This window comes from Rhodococcus sp. OS5 (assembly GCF_056837585.1).
On the sequence record NZ_CM166368.1, the window covers coordinates 5,579,258 to 5,595,005 of the forward strand.

Here is a 15,748-nt window from a genome sequence, read left to right on the forward strand (position 1 = left end):
TTCCATAGGGTTCCTACGTTTGCGATTCCGAGAGATCGGAGCGATAAAAATGGACCGTTCTCGAGCGGACAAGTACATTCCCGCTGATCTATCACCGCAGGCAGTTGGGCGAGCCACCAGTCCCTGCCTTCTGCGATCGGGTCGCTCCAGCGTCGAAAATCAGTCGAAGATCAGTTGCCATTCCCTCCTCGAAAGCTTCCGAATTACCGTCTTTTGCACGTCGCCCACCGTTCGACTTGCGCGGCGTGGGAGGATAGACATATCGAGATCGGGACTTCGATGTGAGGGCCCGGATCGAGTTTGTAGGGAGTATCGGTATGGCACAGGGCATCGTGAAGTGGTTCAACGGCGAAAAGGGCTTTGGTTTCATCGCTCCCGACGACGGAACACCGGACGTGTTCGTTCATTACTCTGAAATCTCGGGCAACGGCTACAAGTCGCTCGACGAGAACCAGCGTGTGGAGTTCGAGGTTGGCCAGGGCCAGAAGGGTCCTCAGGCCACCAATGTGCGCGCTGTCTGATCAGTGACACAAGAAGAGGGCCGCACCCGCAAGGGTGCGGCCCTCTTCTGCATCGGATTCACCTCTGAATCACTGATCCTGAATGACGGCCAACGCTCCAACGATGTTCGACTCCGCCACCGACTTCGAGATTCCGAGATCAGCCAGAACACCTGATCCGTCTTCGAGTTCGAGCAGTGCGAGCAGGATGTGCTCGGTTCCGATGTAGTTGTGGCCCAGGCGAAGAGCCTCACGGAACGTCAGTTCCAGGACCTTGCGCGCACGAGCGTCGTACGGAATGAGTTCTGGTAGTTCGGAAGTCGGAGCCGGTAGTACACCGGCCACTGCAGCTCGGACGGATCCGAGCTCCACCCCCTGCGCCACTATCGCCTTCGCAGCCAACCCGGCAGGCTCCTCGACGAGCCCCAGGAGCAGGTGCTCCGGCCGGATCTCTGCGTTACCGGCGGCGCGGGCTTCGTTCTGCGAGGCCATGACGACGTTCTTCGCCCGGGGAGTGAACCGGTTGAACCCTTCGTTCGGATCCATCGGCTTCTGATCACTCGGCGCCTTGGGAACAAAACGCTTCTGCGCAGCCTGCTTCGAGACACCCATGCTCGCGCCGATCTCCGTCCACGACGCTCCCGACCTGCGCGCCTGGTCGACGAAGTGGCCGATCAGGTGATCGGCAACTTCACCGAGATGATCAGCGGCAATCACGGCGTCGGAGAGTTGGTCGAGAGCATCGGTGTGCACCTTCTTGATCGCGTCGATGAGGTCGTCGAGTCGAACCGTGTTGGTCATTTCCACTGGTTTGCTCATGCGTCAACCATAGGTTGACGCAATCGAAAGCGTCAACCCTAGGTTGACGATCGTTTTCGCCGCCCAGTGCTCAGCCGGAAAAGAATTCACGCAGAGCCGGGACAATAGCGTCGTCGGCGACGCCGTGGCCCTGACCGGGGATCTCCAGAGTCTTTGTCCCCGAGACTTGTGCGGCAATTCGCATTGCCGAAGCAGGCGCCCATTGACCACTGCCACCGCCGTACATGACCAACGTGAGGACGGTAATCGAGGCCAGCCAATCGAGCGACTCGCAGCCGTGATCACACACCGCGACGTCGTAAGGCAAGGTGTGCGCGATGGCGCACATGTCGGGCCAATCGGCACTCCGCTTGATCTCGTCGACCATCTCCGGAGACGCGCCGGTCAGATCCAGAAAACGCGTCACAGCACCTTCCCTGTCGCCGCCCGCAATCAATCGCTCCAGGTCACTTTGGGCAGTCTCGTCACGCTGGTCGTCGTCCATGTACGGCGCCTCGTAGACGGCGAGCTTACGCATCGGAACGGCCTGCGCAGCGGCCTCCAAAGCCAGCGCGGCACCCGACGACAATCCGTAAACGAGCGGTGTTTCACCGGTGGCAGCGACGACCGCCCGCAAGTCCTCCACCTCGGCGTCGATCGAGAACGCGCGACTGTCACCGCTGTCCCCGCGTCCGCGCCTGTCGTACGAGTACACCGTGAAGTCCGCCGCCAACTCTGCAGCCAGGGAATCGAACCATCCGCGGTCGCAGAACGCTCCGGCGACCAGGACCACTGCTGGTCCGGCACCGGAGCGTTCGTATGCGATGGTCGTACCGTCGCGGGATTGCACTACCGCTGGGGATTGCTCTGTTTGCACGTCGATCTCCTCAGGTCTGGTCAATGCCTACCTGATTAGACCGCCCGCGTTACCTAAACTCATCGGTCCGGTCGGCAGAGGCTTCAGCTGATCTTGTTGTACAGGGCATCCCAACCCTGTGCCACGTACGAAATCGTGTAGATCGAACCGTAGAACGTAGAGCCACCCAGACTGGTGACGTTGCCCGCCTGCACTGCCGGGAGTCGCTGCCACAGCTTGCTCGCCACCAATGCCTGGTACGCGGCACTGTCCTCGTTCTCGGTGATCATGAAGCCGTCGACGCCGGCCAGCACGTCGAGGCCTTCGAGGCTGACGCCGCCCTCGGGATCGAGCCCCTCCGAGGTGGCGGTTTTGCCACCGATGTCGCCGAGCGTCATGTCGCTGGGCTTGTCGCCCTTCTCGGAGGTACGGATGCTCGTGACGTACAGCGTGTTCGTGTCCGGCATGAACGAGACACTGGCGACGGTCTTGGACGCAATCTTCTCGGCATGACGACTGCGGATGTCGGAAATCAGATTGTCGTAGTCGAGCGTCAATCGATCGAGTGTGGCCGTTCGACCGAGCCAGCCCGACAACCGCGAGAGGTTTGTGCGCCAGTCGTCGGTGAACTCTGTCGTCAGAACCGGTGCGATGGTGGACATCTCGGCCACCGGCCACCACTCGCTCTCGTAGTTCAGGCACACGATCAGGTCGGGCTCGAGCGCCAAGATCTGCTCGCGGTTGGGGATCTCCGACAGGAACGGTACCGACGAATCGATAGGCACCCACGGTGTCGCCTGGGCGTACGTGTAGCCGACGAGCGGAAGTTCCAGAGCTACAGCAGGTTCGAGGTCGAGCCGAGAGTCGATCGCGACAACTCTCTTCGGATTGACAGGAATGTCGTACGTTCCGAGAGGTGTCGTCACGGAACGCATTTCGGTTTCGCCCGAACTGCTTCCGCTGTCACCGCACGCCGCCAGGAACGCGCCCAGTCCGGCGATTCCGGCGCCGAAGCCGAATTGCCGACGAGTGAGATCCGAGACGAGGCGGTTGTCGGAGTAACCCTCGGGAAGCAAGAGCGTGGATTGAGCGGGCATGCGTGTCGAACCTCCAAAAGAAATGAATCATCCACTGTTGCGAGCGGATAAGGATGCCCTAACAGCGTACGCAGGGAGGGTCGTCGCGATCGGCCCAGAAATAGTCGAATCAGGCCAATTCGCACCCCTTACTTGTCGAGTTTGCGCATCTCGACGAAGTAGACCGCACTGAACGCGAGGTAGGTGCCGACGATTCCGAGGACCGAGATGATCAGGACGAGGGCGAGAAACATAGCCATGATGGTCTCCACTGACACGGGTTGTTCACGATGTCGATCGAGAGAAAATGGCTTCGAACTGCGGCGCTGCGACTCGAAGCGGGGCCGAAACTTTCGGTTACACACACCACGCTAGCCCCAGGCGTCTCGAGTTTTGATGAACTCGAGGTGAACTCTCCTACGGCTACGTCACACTTTTCTGTCGGACGGTCAGTTCGGTCCGAGCACCTGTCCGGACCATTCGACCAAAGGCGTCAGTGCGCGCCACGCTGTGCGAACTTCCTTCAATGTCCTGGCGCTGTCTAGCCACGACGGGCTTGGGTAACTACGACCAGCGGTCAGCGACTTGTGACGCAGCAATTCGATCCGCGGGTGATCGACCGTGTATCCGCGAGGCGCCGTCTTGAGCTTGTCGCCGCCGATCGTGAATCCGGCCTTCTCGACGGAGGCCAGGATCTTCTCGAGCTCCGGCCCTCGAACGTCGTCGTCGACAGCCGCACGATAACGCGCGATGGTCTCCGAACTGCTGGCGTAGAAACCACCGGCCACCATCAACCCTGCCGCGTCGATCTGCACGTAGTAGCCACAGCTCTCGGCGAGACCGACGAACGCTCCCTGGTGCGTCTTGTACGGGATCTTGTCCTTCGAGAATCGAACGTCACGATACGGCCGAAAGAGCTTGGCCGTGCCGAATTCGTCCTCCAACGCCGCGGTCAACGACGCCATCGGACGACGAACCACTTCGTCGTACGTCTCCTTGTGCGCTGCCCACCAGGTCTTGCTGTTGTCGGCTTCCAGGTCTTCGTAGAAGTCGAGTGCAGCAACGGGTATGCCAGTGAACGCAGCCATGGCGTAAGCCTAGCTGCCTGTTCGGCTTTGGACCGTCTGCCCTGCACCGATGCCCGGATCGGCCCGAATCCGTAGACTGTATGGAGATGATTTCCGAAATACAAGCATGGGAACTGACCGATACCAACCGAGACTGGTTGATTCACCGACCCGTCGAGATCGCGATCTACGTGGCACTCGCAGTCGTTCTGCGCTTCGCACTGCACCGCGGGATCGATCGAATGTCGAAGCCTCGCAAGTCTCCGAACGCCAAGGTGAACGAGCGCAGATCGCAGCGAGCCCGGACCATCGGTTCGGTACTCAAATCGACGGTGTCCATCGTCATCCTGGTCTGGTGTGTGCTGCAGATTCTCGGCATCCTCGGGATCAACGTCGCGCCGTTCATCGCATCCGCCGGCGTCATCGGCCTTGCCATCGGTTTCGGTGCACAAAACCTGGTGCGTGACTTCCTCTCCGGCATCTTCATGTTGCTCGAGGATCAGTACGGTGTCGGCGACGTCGTCGATCTCGGCGACGCGGTCGGCACCGTCGAAACAGTGGGCCTGCGCGTCACCACGATTCGAGATGTCAACGGCACCTTGTGGTATTGCCGCAACGGCGAAATCCTGCGAGTGGGCAACATGAGTCAGGGTTACGCCACTGCAGTTCTCGATCTCCCGATCGCCCACAATGCGAACGTGCACAAAGCGTGTGAGGTGGCGACGCGAGCTGTCCTCGAGGCGGCAGAGTCCGAACCGATCAGGGCGGACATGATCGACAAGCCGGAGATGCTGGGAGTCAATTCGGTTACTGCCGAGGCAATTACCATTCGAGTGACGGCGCAGGTCAAGCCTGGGCGCCAATGGGCAGTCCAGCGCGCATTTGCGCGCTCGGCGCTGACTGCGTTCGAAGAGCAGGGAATCGAGGCACCTTACCTGCCTGTTCTGCGCTGACGGTTGAGACGGAATCGTCTACCCTTTCCATCAATTACGCGAGCCCCCGGCGCGGTCGATACCGCCGGGGGCTCGCTGGTGCCTGAAGCATGATTCAGACGGTGGAGGTCGAGACCTCCCGATCTGCCGATCTGTTGCCAAACGCCTTGTGCAGGAACATCGTCAGAGCAATGGCTACCACGATTCCGATCAGCGGTGGGATTCCCACCTCGAACTCACCGGAAAGCCAAGCGAGGAACGCTGCGACGGCATAGACGGCCAGGTTTCGCCAGTGGACCGGCTGCGGGGTGTATCCCTCGGGAATGCCTCGCCGCCACCGGCACAGGAAGTCAGCGATGATCACGCCGCCCAATGGCGGGATGAAAGTTCCGAGCAGACTCAGGTAGTCGACCAGATGGTTGTGCACACCGGTCAGAGCGAGCGCCGTGCCGATCACACATCCACCGATGACGAACGGGGTCTTGCGAGGCTTTCTGAACAGTTCGGCACCGGCCACTCCGAAGGCGTATGCGGTGTCTGCGTTGCTCTTCCAGAGGTTTCCGAACAGCAAGACCAGGCCCCAGCCGACAAGCCCGAGGTTGTAGAGGATCAACACGAAGTCACCCTCGTGGAACGTGATGGCTCCGATGGCGCCGAACAGGATCATCAATCCGTTTCCGAGGAGGAACCCGATAACGCAGGCCCACACCGCTTGTGATCCGGAGCGAGCAAATCTGGTCCAGTTGGGCGCTTGCGTTCCCGCCGATACAAACGTGCCGACGACAGTGGTGATTGCGAGCGCGATCGTCATGGTCGTCTGCGGTTGAACCGAGACCAGGCCGGAGAATCCACCGACCTCTTCGAGGGACCGGAACACGACCCAGCAGGCCAACGCCAGGATCAAGGGCGTCGAGACGAGCGAAACCCAGTACATTCCGCGGTAGCCGTAGCAGGCGGTGACGCACATCAAGATGCTCGCCGCGATCATCACCGACGCCCGCGCGAGATAGGACTCCCAGCCCAATGCCTGCGCGGTGAGATCACCGATCGTGCCGATGATGACTCCGTACCAGCCGATCTGAGTACCGCCCAGCAGGATCGAAGCGAGCTTGGACCCGCGAGTGCCGAAACTGTAGCGCGCCATCACAACTGTAGTCAGTCCGGTTCGGGCTCCGACGAACCCCATCATGGCGACGTAGACCCCCAAGATGGCGGATCCGGCGGCGATCACCACCATCAGTTTCCAGAACGAGAACGCGGTACCGAGCGCTGCTCCGGCCAACATCGTCGGCGTGAAGATGGTGAACCCCAACAACACGACTGCGAGCGAGAAGAACGGCTTTCGTGCATGAAGCGGAACCGGAGTGACGGGATAGTCTGGATCGATCGGGGGGCCTGCGCTCTCCGAATCGCCTGCGACCGTGGCAGGTTCGACGGCGCTGCTCATACAACTTCGCCGATGTCTTCGAGCCACAGGCTCGGGCGCTCGGCCAGCATGCGGTCCATCAGTGCCACACACTCCGCGTCGTCGACGACGTCGACCTGAATTCCGCTGCTGCGCAACCATTCCTCCGACGCCTCGAACGAACGATTTTCGCCGACCACGATTCGAGGGATCTCGTACAGGCGCGCAGTTCCGGCGCACATGAAGCACGGCGACAAAGTCGTGTAGAGGACACACTCGCGATACACCGAGGCCGGCAGTCGTCCGGCGCGCTCGATGCAGTCGGTCTCGCCATGACGGATGGCGCTGTTCATCTGGACCCGACGGTTACGTCCGACTGCGAGAACCTCGCCCCGGTGAATCAGCGCCGCGCCGATCGGCACGCCGCCCTCCTCCCAACCGATCTTCGCCTGTTCGATCGCAAGTCCGAGAAAATACTCATCGGTGTGTGCCGGATGATTCATGTGCGCTCCTGGAGTCTGACCAAAATCGTCGATTGTGGCTCGTGTCACAATCCGACCACGGTGGTAACAGCCCGACAAGGGACAACCTGTCAGTTCGGCAGAACTAGCTCTATGACGAAGTGCCCCCTCGGCGGACGATATAGAAATGCTCCCGACTCTGCGACAAGTTCTTGCGATGCCCTCGTTCAAGGCCGCCGCAATCGAGGTGCTCGCGGGCGACGTCGATACCGCGGTGGTCCGCTGGGTCCATTCGTCCGAGGTGTACGAGATGGGTGGGCTGCTGTCCGGAGGTGAGGTCCTTCTGACCACGGGCCTCGGTCTGCACGGGCGATCTCCCGAGCAGCTCACCGCCTACATCGACCAATTGGCGGACGCGGGATGCGTCGCACTCGCGATGGAAGTCGGGCGCTCGTTCCTCACGGCCCCTCCCGAACTCGTCGAAGCTTCGCGCCGACGGGGACTCGCGTTCTTGGCCCTGCACGCAGTAGTGCCCTTCGAGCGGATGGTCGAAGACTTTCACGACCTCATGCTCCGCCGCACTCTCGGTTCGGCGCAAGCGGGCGAGCCTGTCTGGCAAGAACTTCTGAGTCTCGTGGTTGCAGGCCAGGGCATGACCGCGCTGCTCGACAAGGTGTCACGACTCGCGGGGTGCGGCGTCGATCTGCTCGACGCGGATGGCAGAACCGTCGAGCGCAGCACAACCGGCGCAGAGCGATCCGAGACCGAACGCACTATCCACGACGTACGCGGCCCGACGAACTCACTCGGTCGACTTGTCCTGTGCGGGCCGGCAACCACACGCCGAACCGCCGTCGCAAACTGCGCCGCCGTCGCGGTAGCTCTGGAACTCGGCCGTCACGGCGATCTCGGCCCAAGACAGTCACTCGCCCAATCGGTGATCACCGACGTGGTGGGCGGTGTGCTCACATCGCACGGCGACTTGTCCGAGCGACTGACAGCCGCCGGGTGGACGCCGTTGTCGGAGGGGCACCACGTCCTCGTCGCCGCTGTCGACATCGATCGGCAAACGCCGGTTCGAGAGCTCGCTGACCAAGTACGCGACGCCGTACGGGCCGTGCTCGGCTCCTGTGTCGTCGGGACTGCGGCCAATCACGTCATCGTGCTCGCGCATGGGTGGGCGTCCGCATCCCCCGCTCGAGTGCGGACTGCGTTCACCGAAGCCGACGAGCTGCTACGCCGCGGGCCGGGCGGTTCCGCGGTACGCACGCTCGGAGTGGCGACGCCGGTCGAGGATCTGTCGGGCGTCGGTGCGGCGGTCGCGCAAGCTCGCGAAGTCGTCCAGATCGCACGGCGTTTCGGCACCCGGACCGGAGTGATCCTCGCCAGGGACGTCGGCGTCCAACGACTGCTCGCCGCCGGCACGACGCCCGCTTCCTTGTCCTCGTTCGTCACGGAGCAACTCGGTTCGCTGATCGCTTACGACACAGCACATTCCGCCGACCTCGTCCGAACGCTCGACGCGTACCTCGCACATCGGGGCGGCAAGGCGAGAACCGCGGATTTCCTCGGCATTCGGCGTCAGTCGCTTTATGCACGGCTCACGCGTATCGAGAAGCTGATGGGTGTTTCCCTCGACGATCCGGCACAGGTGGTCTGCCTCGGGCTTGCGCTGACCGCATGGCGCATGCGCACCGGCCTTGATCCACAAGCAGCGTTCGAGCGTCTCCCCGGGTGAGCGACAACCTCTGCGATGATGAACGAATGACCGGAGCAGCGGAGTTGATGATCGAGATCCCTGCCGGCGAGGTGCACCTTCGGGACGACCGCAAAGGTACTTCGTGGACCTCGAAAGTCGAATCCTTCCGCCTCGCAAGCCATCTCACCACCAGGGCGCTGCTTCACGGAGATTCGTCGGACGATTCGAGCAAACCAGCGGTCGACCTTTCATGGAAGGACGCCATCGCAACCTGCAACACACTTTCGGCCGCGGACGGTCTGACACCCGCATATCGAGACGTCGACACCGATTCTCCGCAGTGGGACCGGGGCGCAACTGGCTACCGGCTCGCCACCGAGGCCGAGTGGCAGTACGCATGCAAGGCTGGCACCTCCGGCTACCGCTACGGCGAGATCGACGAGATTGCCTGGTACAGCGACAATTCAGAGGGTAGAGCGCATCCCGTCGGAACCAAGACACCCAACAACTGGGGCCTGTACGACATGATCGGCAATGTCTGGGAATGGTGCTGGGATCTCTACGACCCCGAGGTGTACGGCACGTACCGGATCTTCCGCGGCGGCAGTTGGGCCGAAAGTGAGCGCGGTTGTGGCGCTACCGTAAGGAGGCGAAGCCACCCGACGTTTGCTATCGACGACTTGGGATTTCGCCTAGCTCAGACGATCTGAGGGCAGACGGCCGAGGACTTCGAGCACAGCCTCGATCTCTTCTCGACTGCGAAGCCGAACTATCGGCAACGACGGCACATCGACAAGGACCGTGGCCATTCGCTCCTCGTTGCGTCCGTCGGTTCGCCAGGCCCAGCGCACCACGTGATCCGGATCGAACAGAATGGTGTGCAGTGGCGGCTCCATGTTGCGATTCCACAACACCTCTCGCTGCAATCGCCGACGCACGGTTCGTGTGATCACCTGGCGCATCACCGTCCGCCGAGGCAGATCCAACCACAGCATCAGGTCCGCACGCTCGGCCAGAAGTCGACGCACCGCACCGTACTGCCACTCGGTCACCCAGGCCGGCTCGCTGGAAAAGCGTCGTACTTCGGTTTCGAAACTGTCGAGCGGAATCCAGCCGGGCCCGTGGAACAGCGAGTCCAGCTCAGTGTGTTCGATCTCGAGAAGCCGCCCGATTCGACCGGCGAGAGTCGTCTTTCCGGCACCGGAAGTCCCCGCGACAAGGATCTTCTGCGGACGAATCGTCAGCGCGGCGGGGTCTACGAAAGGCACCGATACACCCTAGGGGCCTTACACTTCGCAGTCCACCCATTCGATGTAACCGGTGCCGTTGATCGACGCACCGTCGAAGCTTCCCCGGTAGGTGTACGCGCCGACGTATCCCTTGCCGTGACCGTAGCGCCACTCCGAGTCGATCTCGGCCTCGAACTCCACGACCGTCCTACCGTAATCGCGCACCTGCCAACGCAGTACGCGCGGCACACGCATCTCGCGACCCTGTGGGTCGACGTGCAATGCGTCGGCGTACTCGAGCACGTCGAACTCGACGTCGTCGAAGACCTTCGCACTACCGTCGACAGTCCGAATGTAGGCGAGCTTGCACGCCGTAACGCCTGACGCTCGAACATCGGTGAGCAACAACTGATGCCGGTCGTCCAGTTGAACGATCTGGTAGGTGAAAAAGTCGGCCGGGAGCTTCCACGACTCGGGAAGCGCGCGGCGAGTCAACGATTGCGGTGTCATGCACCGCGCGTACTCGACGGTGCACGGAGCCGAAATACTCACCGGTCCATCCGGACTCGCAATTGTTCCGGAGCACTGTGCCAGCAGACTGACGTGGTCGTAGACGGGATTACGCACGAACCACGACGCTTGGTCCGTTGCCACGATCTCGAGATCGACGTCGAATGAGTCGTATCGCCCGGTGACACGGAAGTTCGGATAGCTGTTCTCGATGATCAGGTTGTCACCGAAGGCGATTCGCGAACCATCTTCTTCGAATGCACACTCATCGGCAGCGTCGTACGCCCGGTAGAAGTGATGGCCCGGCGCTGCGGTGGAACTCAGCACGGTTGCGGTGTTTCGCGCGTCTGGTGCAGCGAGATAGTCGTTGTCGAACACCACCGTCCCGGTTGCACCGATCAACGTCATGGTGTTGAGGTAACGGAGAGGCCCTGGCAGCCGGGGAACGAAGATCCCGTAGTGCGTCCACGCGAACTTCCGCGAAGCCAGGTGCGGACGCATCATGTCGGGCCGATCGAACGGGCGTACCGATTCCGCCATTCGCTTGTCGATCAGCGGTAGCGCGCCGTCCAGCAAGGCCCGAACCGCGGGTCGCCACAATCGGCGCGAGCGGGTGGCGGGAACAGGGTCGGAACGATCAACGGTTTGTCCGGTCACGCCCCTAAGTTAATGTAACCAGACGTAACAAACAAGTGTCGAATTTTCCTCGACGACCTCACACCCTGAACACCCGCGCCCTGCGCACGCGGCGAATAGCATGTGAGAATCCGCGTACCGGAACCGGTCGCAGAGAGGGCGCAACAATGCAGCACGAAGAGTCGTCGTTCACCGGAGTGGCCGGCACCAAGATCGTCTACGACGTGTGGACACCGGACCGCGAACCCACCGGGGTTCTCGTCCTGTGCCACGGACTCGGCGAACACGCGAGGCGCTACGACCATGTTGCTGCGCGGCTCGGGGAACTCGGGCTCATCGTGTACGCACCCGACCATCGCGGGCACGGACGCTCTGGCGGCAAGCGCGTTCACCTCAAGGAATTCTCCGACTTCACCGACGACGTCCACACGTTGTTCTCGATCGTGACGGCGGCACATCCCGGCAAGGACAAGTTCCTGCTCGGGCACAGCATGGGCGGCGCGATCGCCCTTTCCTACGCCCTCGACCATCAGGCCGATCTCAAAGCCCTCGCCCTGTCCGGACCTGCGGTGATCATCGCAACCGGCACTCCGAAGATCGTGATGCAGCTGGGCAAGATCGTCGGCAAATACCTCCCGGACGTGCCCGTCGAGAACCTGGAAGCTGCTGCCGTATCGCGTGATCAGAAGGTCGTCGACAAGTACAACGCCGACCCGCTGGTTCACCACGGCAAGGTTCCCGCCGGCATCGCGCGCGGCATGATCACCGCCGCGGAAGGCTTCCCGGCGCGGCTGCCCTCGCTCACCATTCCCGTACTGCTTCAACACGGCTCGGACGACCGTTTGACGGACCCGGCCGGCAGCAAGCTCGTCGCAGATCTGGCCGGCTCTTCGGATGTCACCTTGAAGGTGTACGACGGCCTGTACCACGAGATCTTCAACGAGCCTGAGCAGGAAGAAGTTCTGAACGATCTGGTCGAGTGGCTGCGTCCGCGGGTCACCGGAGCATAGTCATGTCTACGTGCGGGATCCTGCTGGCGGCAGGGGCCGGATCCCGCATGGGCAAACCCAAAGCGCTCGTCACAAACACCGAGGGTCAGTCTTGGCTCCACCACGGGGTGACGACACTGCAGTCCGCAGGCCTCTCACCGGTCATCGTGGTGCTCGGCGCGCAGGCAGAGGACGCCCTCGAACTACTGCCCACCACCGATGTCATTGTGGTGATATCGGATTGGCAACACGGAATGAGCGCGTCACTGCGCTGCGGACTCGAAGCCGCCATGCGAATCGACGACGCAGATGCGGCAGCGATCTCCCTGGTCGACGTCCCGGACCTCAACGCAGACACCGTGACGCGGATCGTGGGTCACAGCTCCCCATCACGAAACATACTGCGAAGAGCTGTCTTTCACGGCCGTCCCGGCCATCCCGTCCTGATCGGACGCGATCACTGGCCGACGCTTGCAAAGTCACTCACCGGGGACGGCGGCGCCAACACCTACCTACGCGAACACGGGGTCGAGTTGGTGGAGTGCAGCGACCTCAGCAGCGGCGTCGACGTCGACTACCCCGAAGCCTGATCGCACGTCACAATCCTCCAGGTGGTGGGTGTCCGTATTCGGTGTAAAGATGGCCCGATGAAACGTACCGTCGCCGCCCTGCTCGACATCGAGATCGACGAGGCGACCAACCTGGAGTTCAAGATCGCGGTGACGCGCGCGCCGGGTGTCGAACTGCTGGAAACGATGTCGTTCGTCCATGACGGCAATCCGCTCGAACCCCGCGAGATCACCGCCGAACACGGTACCCGGATCCACCTACTCGACTGTGCTCCAGGCAAACTGATCGTCAGCTACGACGCAACCGTCATCGGCCGCGCAGAACCGGCGTCGGTCAGCGACTACGACGTGTCGAAATATCTGCGCCCCAGCCGGTATGCCGAGGCCGACAAGTTCTTCGGTTTTGTCGCCGGGCAATTCGATCTCGCCACTCCCCCGGCCGAACTCCTCGTCGAAGTCACTCGCTGGGTGAGTACACATTTGAGTTATGTTCCCGGCACCAGTCGCGGCACCGACAGTGCGGTCGACACCTTGCTCGCCGGCGCCGGAGTGTGCCGCGACTACTCGCACCTGACCATCTCACTGCTGCGCGCCGTGGGGATTCCCGCTCGACTGGTGGCTGTCTACGCGCCGGGCTGCGATCCGATGGATTTTCACGCCGTAGTCGAAGCCAATATCGACCACGTCTGGCGCGTGGTCGATGCAACGCAATTGGCGCCGCGCAGCAATCTTGTGCGCATCTCGACCGGCCGAGATGCCGCAGACACAGCCTTCCTCGACAATCACGGCGGTTCGATCACGTTGCACGCCTCGGAAGTTCGCGCAGTCGTCGACGGCGTTCTCGACAACGACGACTACGCAACACTCACATCGATCGGCTGAAAAGCAGCGTCAGGCGCTGATCTGGTTCTGCGATGCCATCGTTCGCTCGAGGAACTTGATCGTGAGATCGACGATCGCCTTCCCCTCCCGAAGAGCTTTCCCGATCACCGGGAAAGCATGGATCTGCCCACTCCAGATGTGCGTTTCGACGGCTTGTCCTGCCTTGATCAAGTTTTCGGTCATGATCTCGACGTCCGGACGCATCAGTTCGTATTCGGCGGACACCAGGAACGACGGCGGAATCAGACTGGCGTCGGCGTTGATCGGCGACTGCGCACCAGGAATCTCGTCCGGACCCTCGAGCCACCGGTCCTTGAGCTTTTCGACCTGTGACATCGGTAGGTAGGCATCACGTTTCATGAAATCGGGATCATGGTCCTCGAGGTTCACGTTGAGAAGAGGGGAATATCCCACCACGGCAGCGGGCCGCGTGATTCCGCGCAGTGCGGTAATTTCGGCGACCTTCATGGCCAGGTATCCGCCCGCCGAGTCACCGGCAACCACAATCTTGTTCGGGTTTTCGGCTGTCTCGAGCAACGCGGTGTACGCGGCCATTGCGTCCTTGACGGAGGTGCCGATGGAACCTTCCGGCAGCTGGCGGTAGCGCACGGAGATCACCGGTACTCCGGCCTTCGCAGAGAGCAAACCGCACAGTGCCCGGTGCGTTGCCAGACCGCAGAAGACGAATCCCCCTCCGTGGAAGTAGAGGATCGTGGCGCCGGCCAACTCGCCCTGCGCTTTGCGTGGATGCTGCACCTTCTCGCTGGGCACACCACCCAGCGTGAAAGGCTCGATATCGAGGTTCTTCGGCTTCGGCAGTTTGTCCGCCATCGCGTCGAGTCGCTCGAGTTGGCGGATACCACGTTCGGTGGTCGGCCAGAGGGTGAACATCGGCTTCACGAACGTCCTGGTCAGGCAGAAGATAACCCGCGCTCGCGGACTCACGTTCCAATGCCATACCGTCGAATCTCGCGTCCGCATAGCGTCCTCCCAGGTCAAGCCGTTTTGTGCATTTGAGTTACACATACTTGTCGGCTGCTGATGTGAACGATAACTGACGCTGCGTCAAAATGACACGACGGGTATGGATCAATTGCTCGAGCGTGTGCAAGTTCTGGTCGCGATCACGGCCGGGAGAGATATGCGCACAGTCCGCGGCGCCCTCCACGCATCATCGCTTCATGATTCCACTCGAACAGCGGCTTCGCGACCTTCGCGGCCAGACCAAGCGCTCCGGACACCGCTACCTGTTGCCGAAATTCGGCTGCGCAACCAGATCCAGCGGGGCGCACCGCCCAGCTACTCCACCCGGTCATTGCGCCGGTGAGACGCACTTTCAGATAGCGGTCAACTGAGTCTTCCACCTCGCGTCGCCCGAAGACCAGCAGCGTCAGAGGGACAGCGCTGCGGATGGACATGGAGCCTGAATGCTCGTCGATCGTCCCGACTCGGCGTATCTGAGGCCACCACTGCGAATACCGTTCGGCATCCGCGAGAACCTCGTAGACGCGGTCAGCAGAGGCAGGAAGCGTCCAGACGCTGTGGAAGTCGAAGTCGGTCACGGCGTCCGAGCTAGCCGGTACGCACGGTGAGATCGCCGAACAACGAATACGCGACGACACGAATAACCGGTGCACCTGGGCCGGGATCCTGTCGACCCCCGTCGAATTCCCGATCTCCGAAAAGGTCGAAGCCACCCAACTCGACTGAAACACACTCCGGAACCCGCAGCCTCGTGTCCCCGAAGATCGACACGATGGTGATCGTCGAGGAGGACGCTGTGATGGTTGCCGATCGCAGATCGAACTTGACGTCCCCGAACAACAGCAGAGCGAGTGTCTTTTTCGCCAAAGACCAACGGCCGGAGCGCTTCGTGTCACCGAAGACACCGACGATCGTTGCTTGCGGCGGCGACACCACAGCAGGTGGTGCCGCACTGAACGGCACGATCTGCTCGAGCTGCCCTCGATCTGCGGTGGGCGACCACACCACTGCCGCCTTGTCCGAGTACTCCTCGAGGGTCAAACGCCCCTCACCCACCGCGACTTCCAGACGCGCTTGGGCATCGACACGCAATTGATCGACGTCGTGGCCTTCTTCAGCAGCAGTCACCCAAGCACCGTAACCCGAACCTCGGGT

Annotated in this window: 18 protein-coding genes; 7 read left to right on the top strand and 11 right to left on the bottom strand. The window is 61.8% G+C overall.

Translation table 11 applies throughout. From position 1 onward, the window contains the following. Positions 1–317 precede the first annotated feature (317 nt). On the top strand, positions 318–521 hold the full coding sequence (locus ACVZUB_RS26090) for a cold-shock protein (RefSeq protein WP_003939930.1): 204 nt from the start codon (positions 318–320) through the stop codon (positions 519–521). 69 nt (positions 522–590) lie between these two features. On the opposite strand, the gene ACVZUB_RS26095 is transcribed toward ACVZUB_RS26090, so the two are convergent. The 4 genes from ACVZUB_RS26095 to ACVZUB_RS26110 all read right to left on the bottom strand — a co-directional run bounded on the left by ACVZUB_RS26095 (position 591) and on the right by ACVZUB_RS26110 (position 4,318). Next, complete coding sequence (locus ACVZUB_RS26095; protein ID WP_482627887.1) at positions 591–1,319, bottom strand: Clp protease N-terminal domain-containing protein; 729 nt, start codon at positions 1,317–1,319, stop codon at positions 591–593. 70 nt (positions 1,320–1,389) lie between these two features. Beyond that, positions 1,390–2,175, bottom strand: a complete 786-nt coding sequence (locus tag ACVZUB_RS26100; protein WP_482627888.1) for an alpha/beta fold hydrolase — start codon at positions 2,173–2,175, stop codon at positions 1,390–1,392. An 83-nt stretch (positions 2,176–2,258) separates the two neighbouring features. Next, a complete protein-coding gene (locus tag ACVZUB_RS26105; protein WP_007729992.1) occupies positions 2,259–3,251 on the bottom strand; it encodes an ABC transporter substrate-binding protein in 993 nt (330 codons plus the stop codon). Positions 3,252–3,679: 428 nt separating this feature from the next. Continuing rightward, on the bottom strand, positions 3,680–4,318 hold the full coding sequence (locus ACVZUB_RS26110; protein WP_003939783.1) for a DUF2461 domain-containing protein: 639 nt from the start codon (positions 4,316–4,318) through the stop codon (positions 3,680–3,682). 80 nt (positions 4,319–4,398) lie between these two features. Here ACVZUB_RS26110 and ACVZUB_RS26115 point away from each other — a divergent pair, with 80 nt between their 5' ends. After that, complete coding sequence (locus ACVZUB_RS26115) at positions 4,399–5,250, top strand: mechanosensitive ion channel family protein (protein ID WP_007729990.1); 852 nt, start codon at positions 4,399–4,401, stop codon at positions 5,248–5,250. 94 nt (positions 5,251–5,344) lie between these two features. On the opposite strand, the gene codB is transcribed toward ACVZUB_RS26115, so the two are convergent. Both codB and ACVZUB_RS26125 read right to left on the bottom strand, forming a co-directional pair. Then, the gene (codB, locus tag ACVZUB_RS26120) at positions 5,345–6,676 is read right to left on the bottom strand and encodes a cytosine permease (RefSeq protein ID WP_063315722.1); all 1,332 of its coding nucleotides are present in this window, start codon (positions 6,674–6,676) and stop codon (positions 5,345–5,347) included. After that, positions 6,673–7,137, bottom strand: coding sequence for a nucleoside deaminase (locus tag ACVZUB_RS26125; protein WP_003940577.1), 465 nt, complete (start codon positions 7,135–7,137; stop codon positions 6,673–6,675). Before ACVZUB_RS26125 ends, codB begins: the two co-directional genes overlap by 4 nt. A 175-nt stretch (positions 7,138–7,312) precedes the next feature. Between ACVZUB_RS26125 and ACVZUB_RS26130 the strand changes: the two genes are divergently transcribed. Both ACVZUB_RS26130 and ACVZUB_RS26135 read left to right on the top strand, forming a co-directional pair. Continuing rightward, positions 7,313–8,833 carry a PucR family transcriptional regulator gene (locus tag ACVZUB_RS26130; protein WP_223257826.1) on the top strand — a complete coding sequence of 507 codons (1,521 nt, stop codon included), beginning with the start codon at positions 7,313–7,315 and terminating at the stop codon, positions 8,831–8,833. 26 nt (positions 8,834–8,859) lie between these two features. Further along, positions 8,860–9,504: a formylglycine-generating enzyme family protein gene (locus tag ACVZUB_RS26135; protein ID WP_063316032.1), complete on the top strand. Its 645-nt coding sequence runs from the start codon at positions 8,860–8,862 to the stop codon at positions 9,502–9,504. On the opposite strand, the gene ACVZUB_RS26140 is transcribed toward ACVZUB_RS26135, so the two are convergent. Both ACVZUB_RS26140 and ACVZUB_RS26145 read right to left on the bottom strand, forming a co-directional pair. Continuing rightward, positions 9,487–10,062, bottom strand: a complete 576-nt coding sequence (locus ACVZUB_RS26140; RefSeq protein WP_064073890.1) for a P-loop NTPase family protein — start codon at positions 10,060–10,062, stop codon at positions 9,487–9,489. The genes ACVZUB_RS26135 and ACVZUB_RS26140 overlap by 18 nt on opposite strands. Positions 10,063–10,080: 18 nt before the next feature. Continuing rightward, positions 10,081–11,190, bottom strand: a complete 1,110-nt coding sequence (locus tag ACVZUB_RS26145; protein ID WP_064073889.1) for a DUF6670 family protein — start codon at positions 11,188–11,190, stop codon at positions 10,081–10,083. A gap of 146 nt (positions 11,191–11,336) precedes the next feature. Between ACVZUB_RS26145 and ACVZUB_RS26150 the strand changes: the two genes are divergently transcribed. The 3 genes from ACVZUB_RS26150 to ACVZUB_RS26160 are packed head-to-tail and all read left to right on the top strand — an operon-like array spanning position 11,337 to position 13,609. Continuing rightward, complete coding sequence (locus tag ACVZUB_RS26150; RefSeq protein ID WP_037128701.1) at positions 11,337–12,179, top strand: alpha/beta hydrolase; 843 nt, start codon at positions 11,337–11,339, stop codon at positions 12,177–12,179. Positions 12,180–12,181: 2 nt separating this feature from the next. Next, on the top strand, positions 12,182–12,748 hold the full coding sequence (locus ACVZUB_RS26155; RefSeq protein ID WP_037128704.1) for a nucleotidyltransferase family protein: 567 nt from the start codon (positions 12,182–12,184) through the stop codon (positions 12,746–12,748). Between the two features lie 57 nt (positions 12,749–12,805). Further along, positions 12,806–13,609, top strand: a complete 804-nt coding sequence (locus ACVZUB_RS26160; RefSeq protein WP_064073888.1) for a transglutaminase-like domain-containing protein — start codon at positions 12,806–12,808, stop codon at positions 13,607–13,609. 9 nt (positions 13,610–13,618) lie between these two features. On the opposite strand, the gene ACVZUB_RS26165 is transcribed toward ACVZUB_RS26160, so the two are convergent. The 3 genes from ACVZUB_RS26165 to ACVZUB_RS26175 form a co-directional block, all read right to left on the bottom strand. Then, positions 13,619–14,590: an alpha/beta hydrolase gene (locus ACVZUB_RS26165; RefSeq protein WP_054825391.1), complete on the bottom strand. Its 972-nt coding sequence runs from the start codon at positions 14,588–14,590 to the stop codon at positions 13,619–13,621. A gap of 143 nt (positions 14,591–14,733) precedes the next feature. Continuing rightward, positions 14,734–15,171: an SRPBCC family protein gene (locus ACVZUB_RS26170; protein WP_482627889.1), complete on the bottom strand. Its 438-nt coding sequence runs from the start codon at positions 15,169–15,171 to the stop codon at positions 14,734–14,736. 10 nt (positions 15,172–15,181) lie between these two features. Then, positions 15,182–15,721, bottom strand: coding sequence for a LiaF domain-containing protein (locus ACVZUB_RS26175; RefSeq protein WP_482627890.1), 540 nt, complete (start codon positions 15,719–15,721; stop codon positions 15,182–15,184). Between the last annotated feature and the right edge of the window lie 27 nt (positions 15,722–15,748).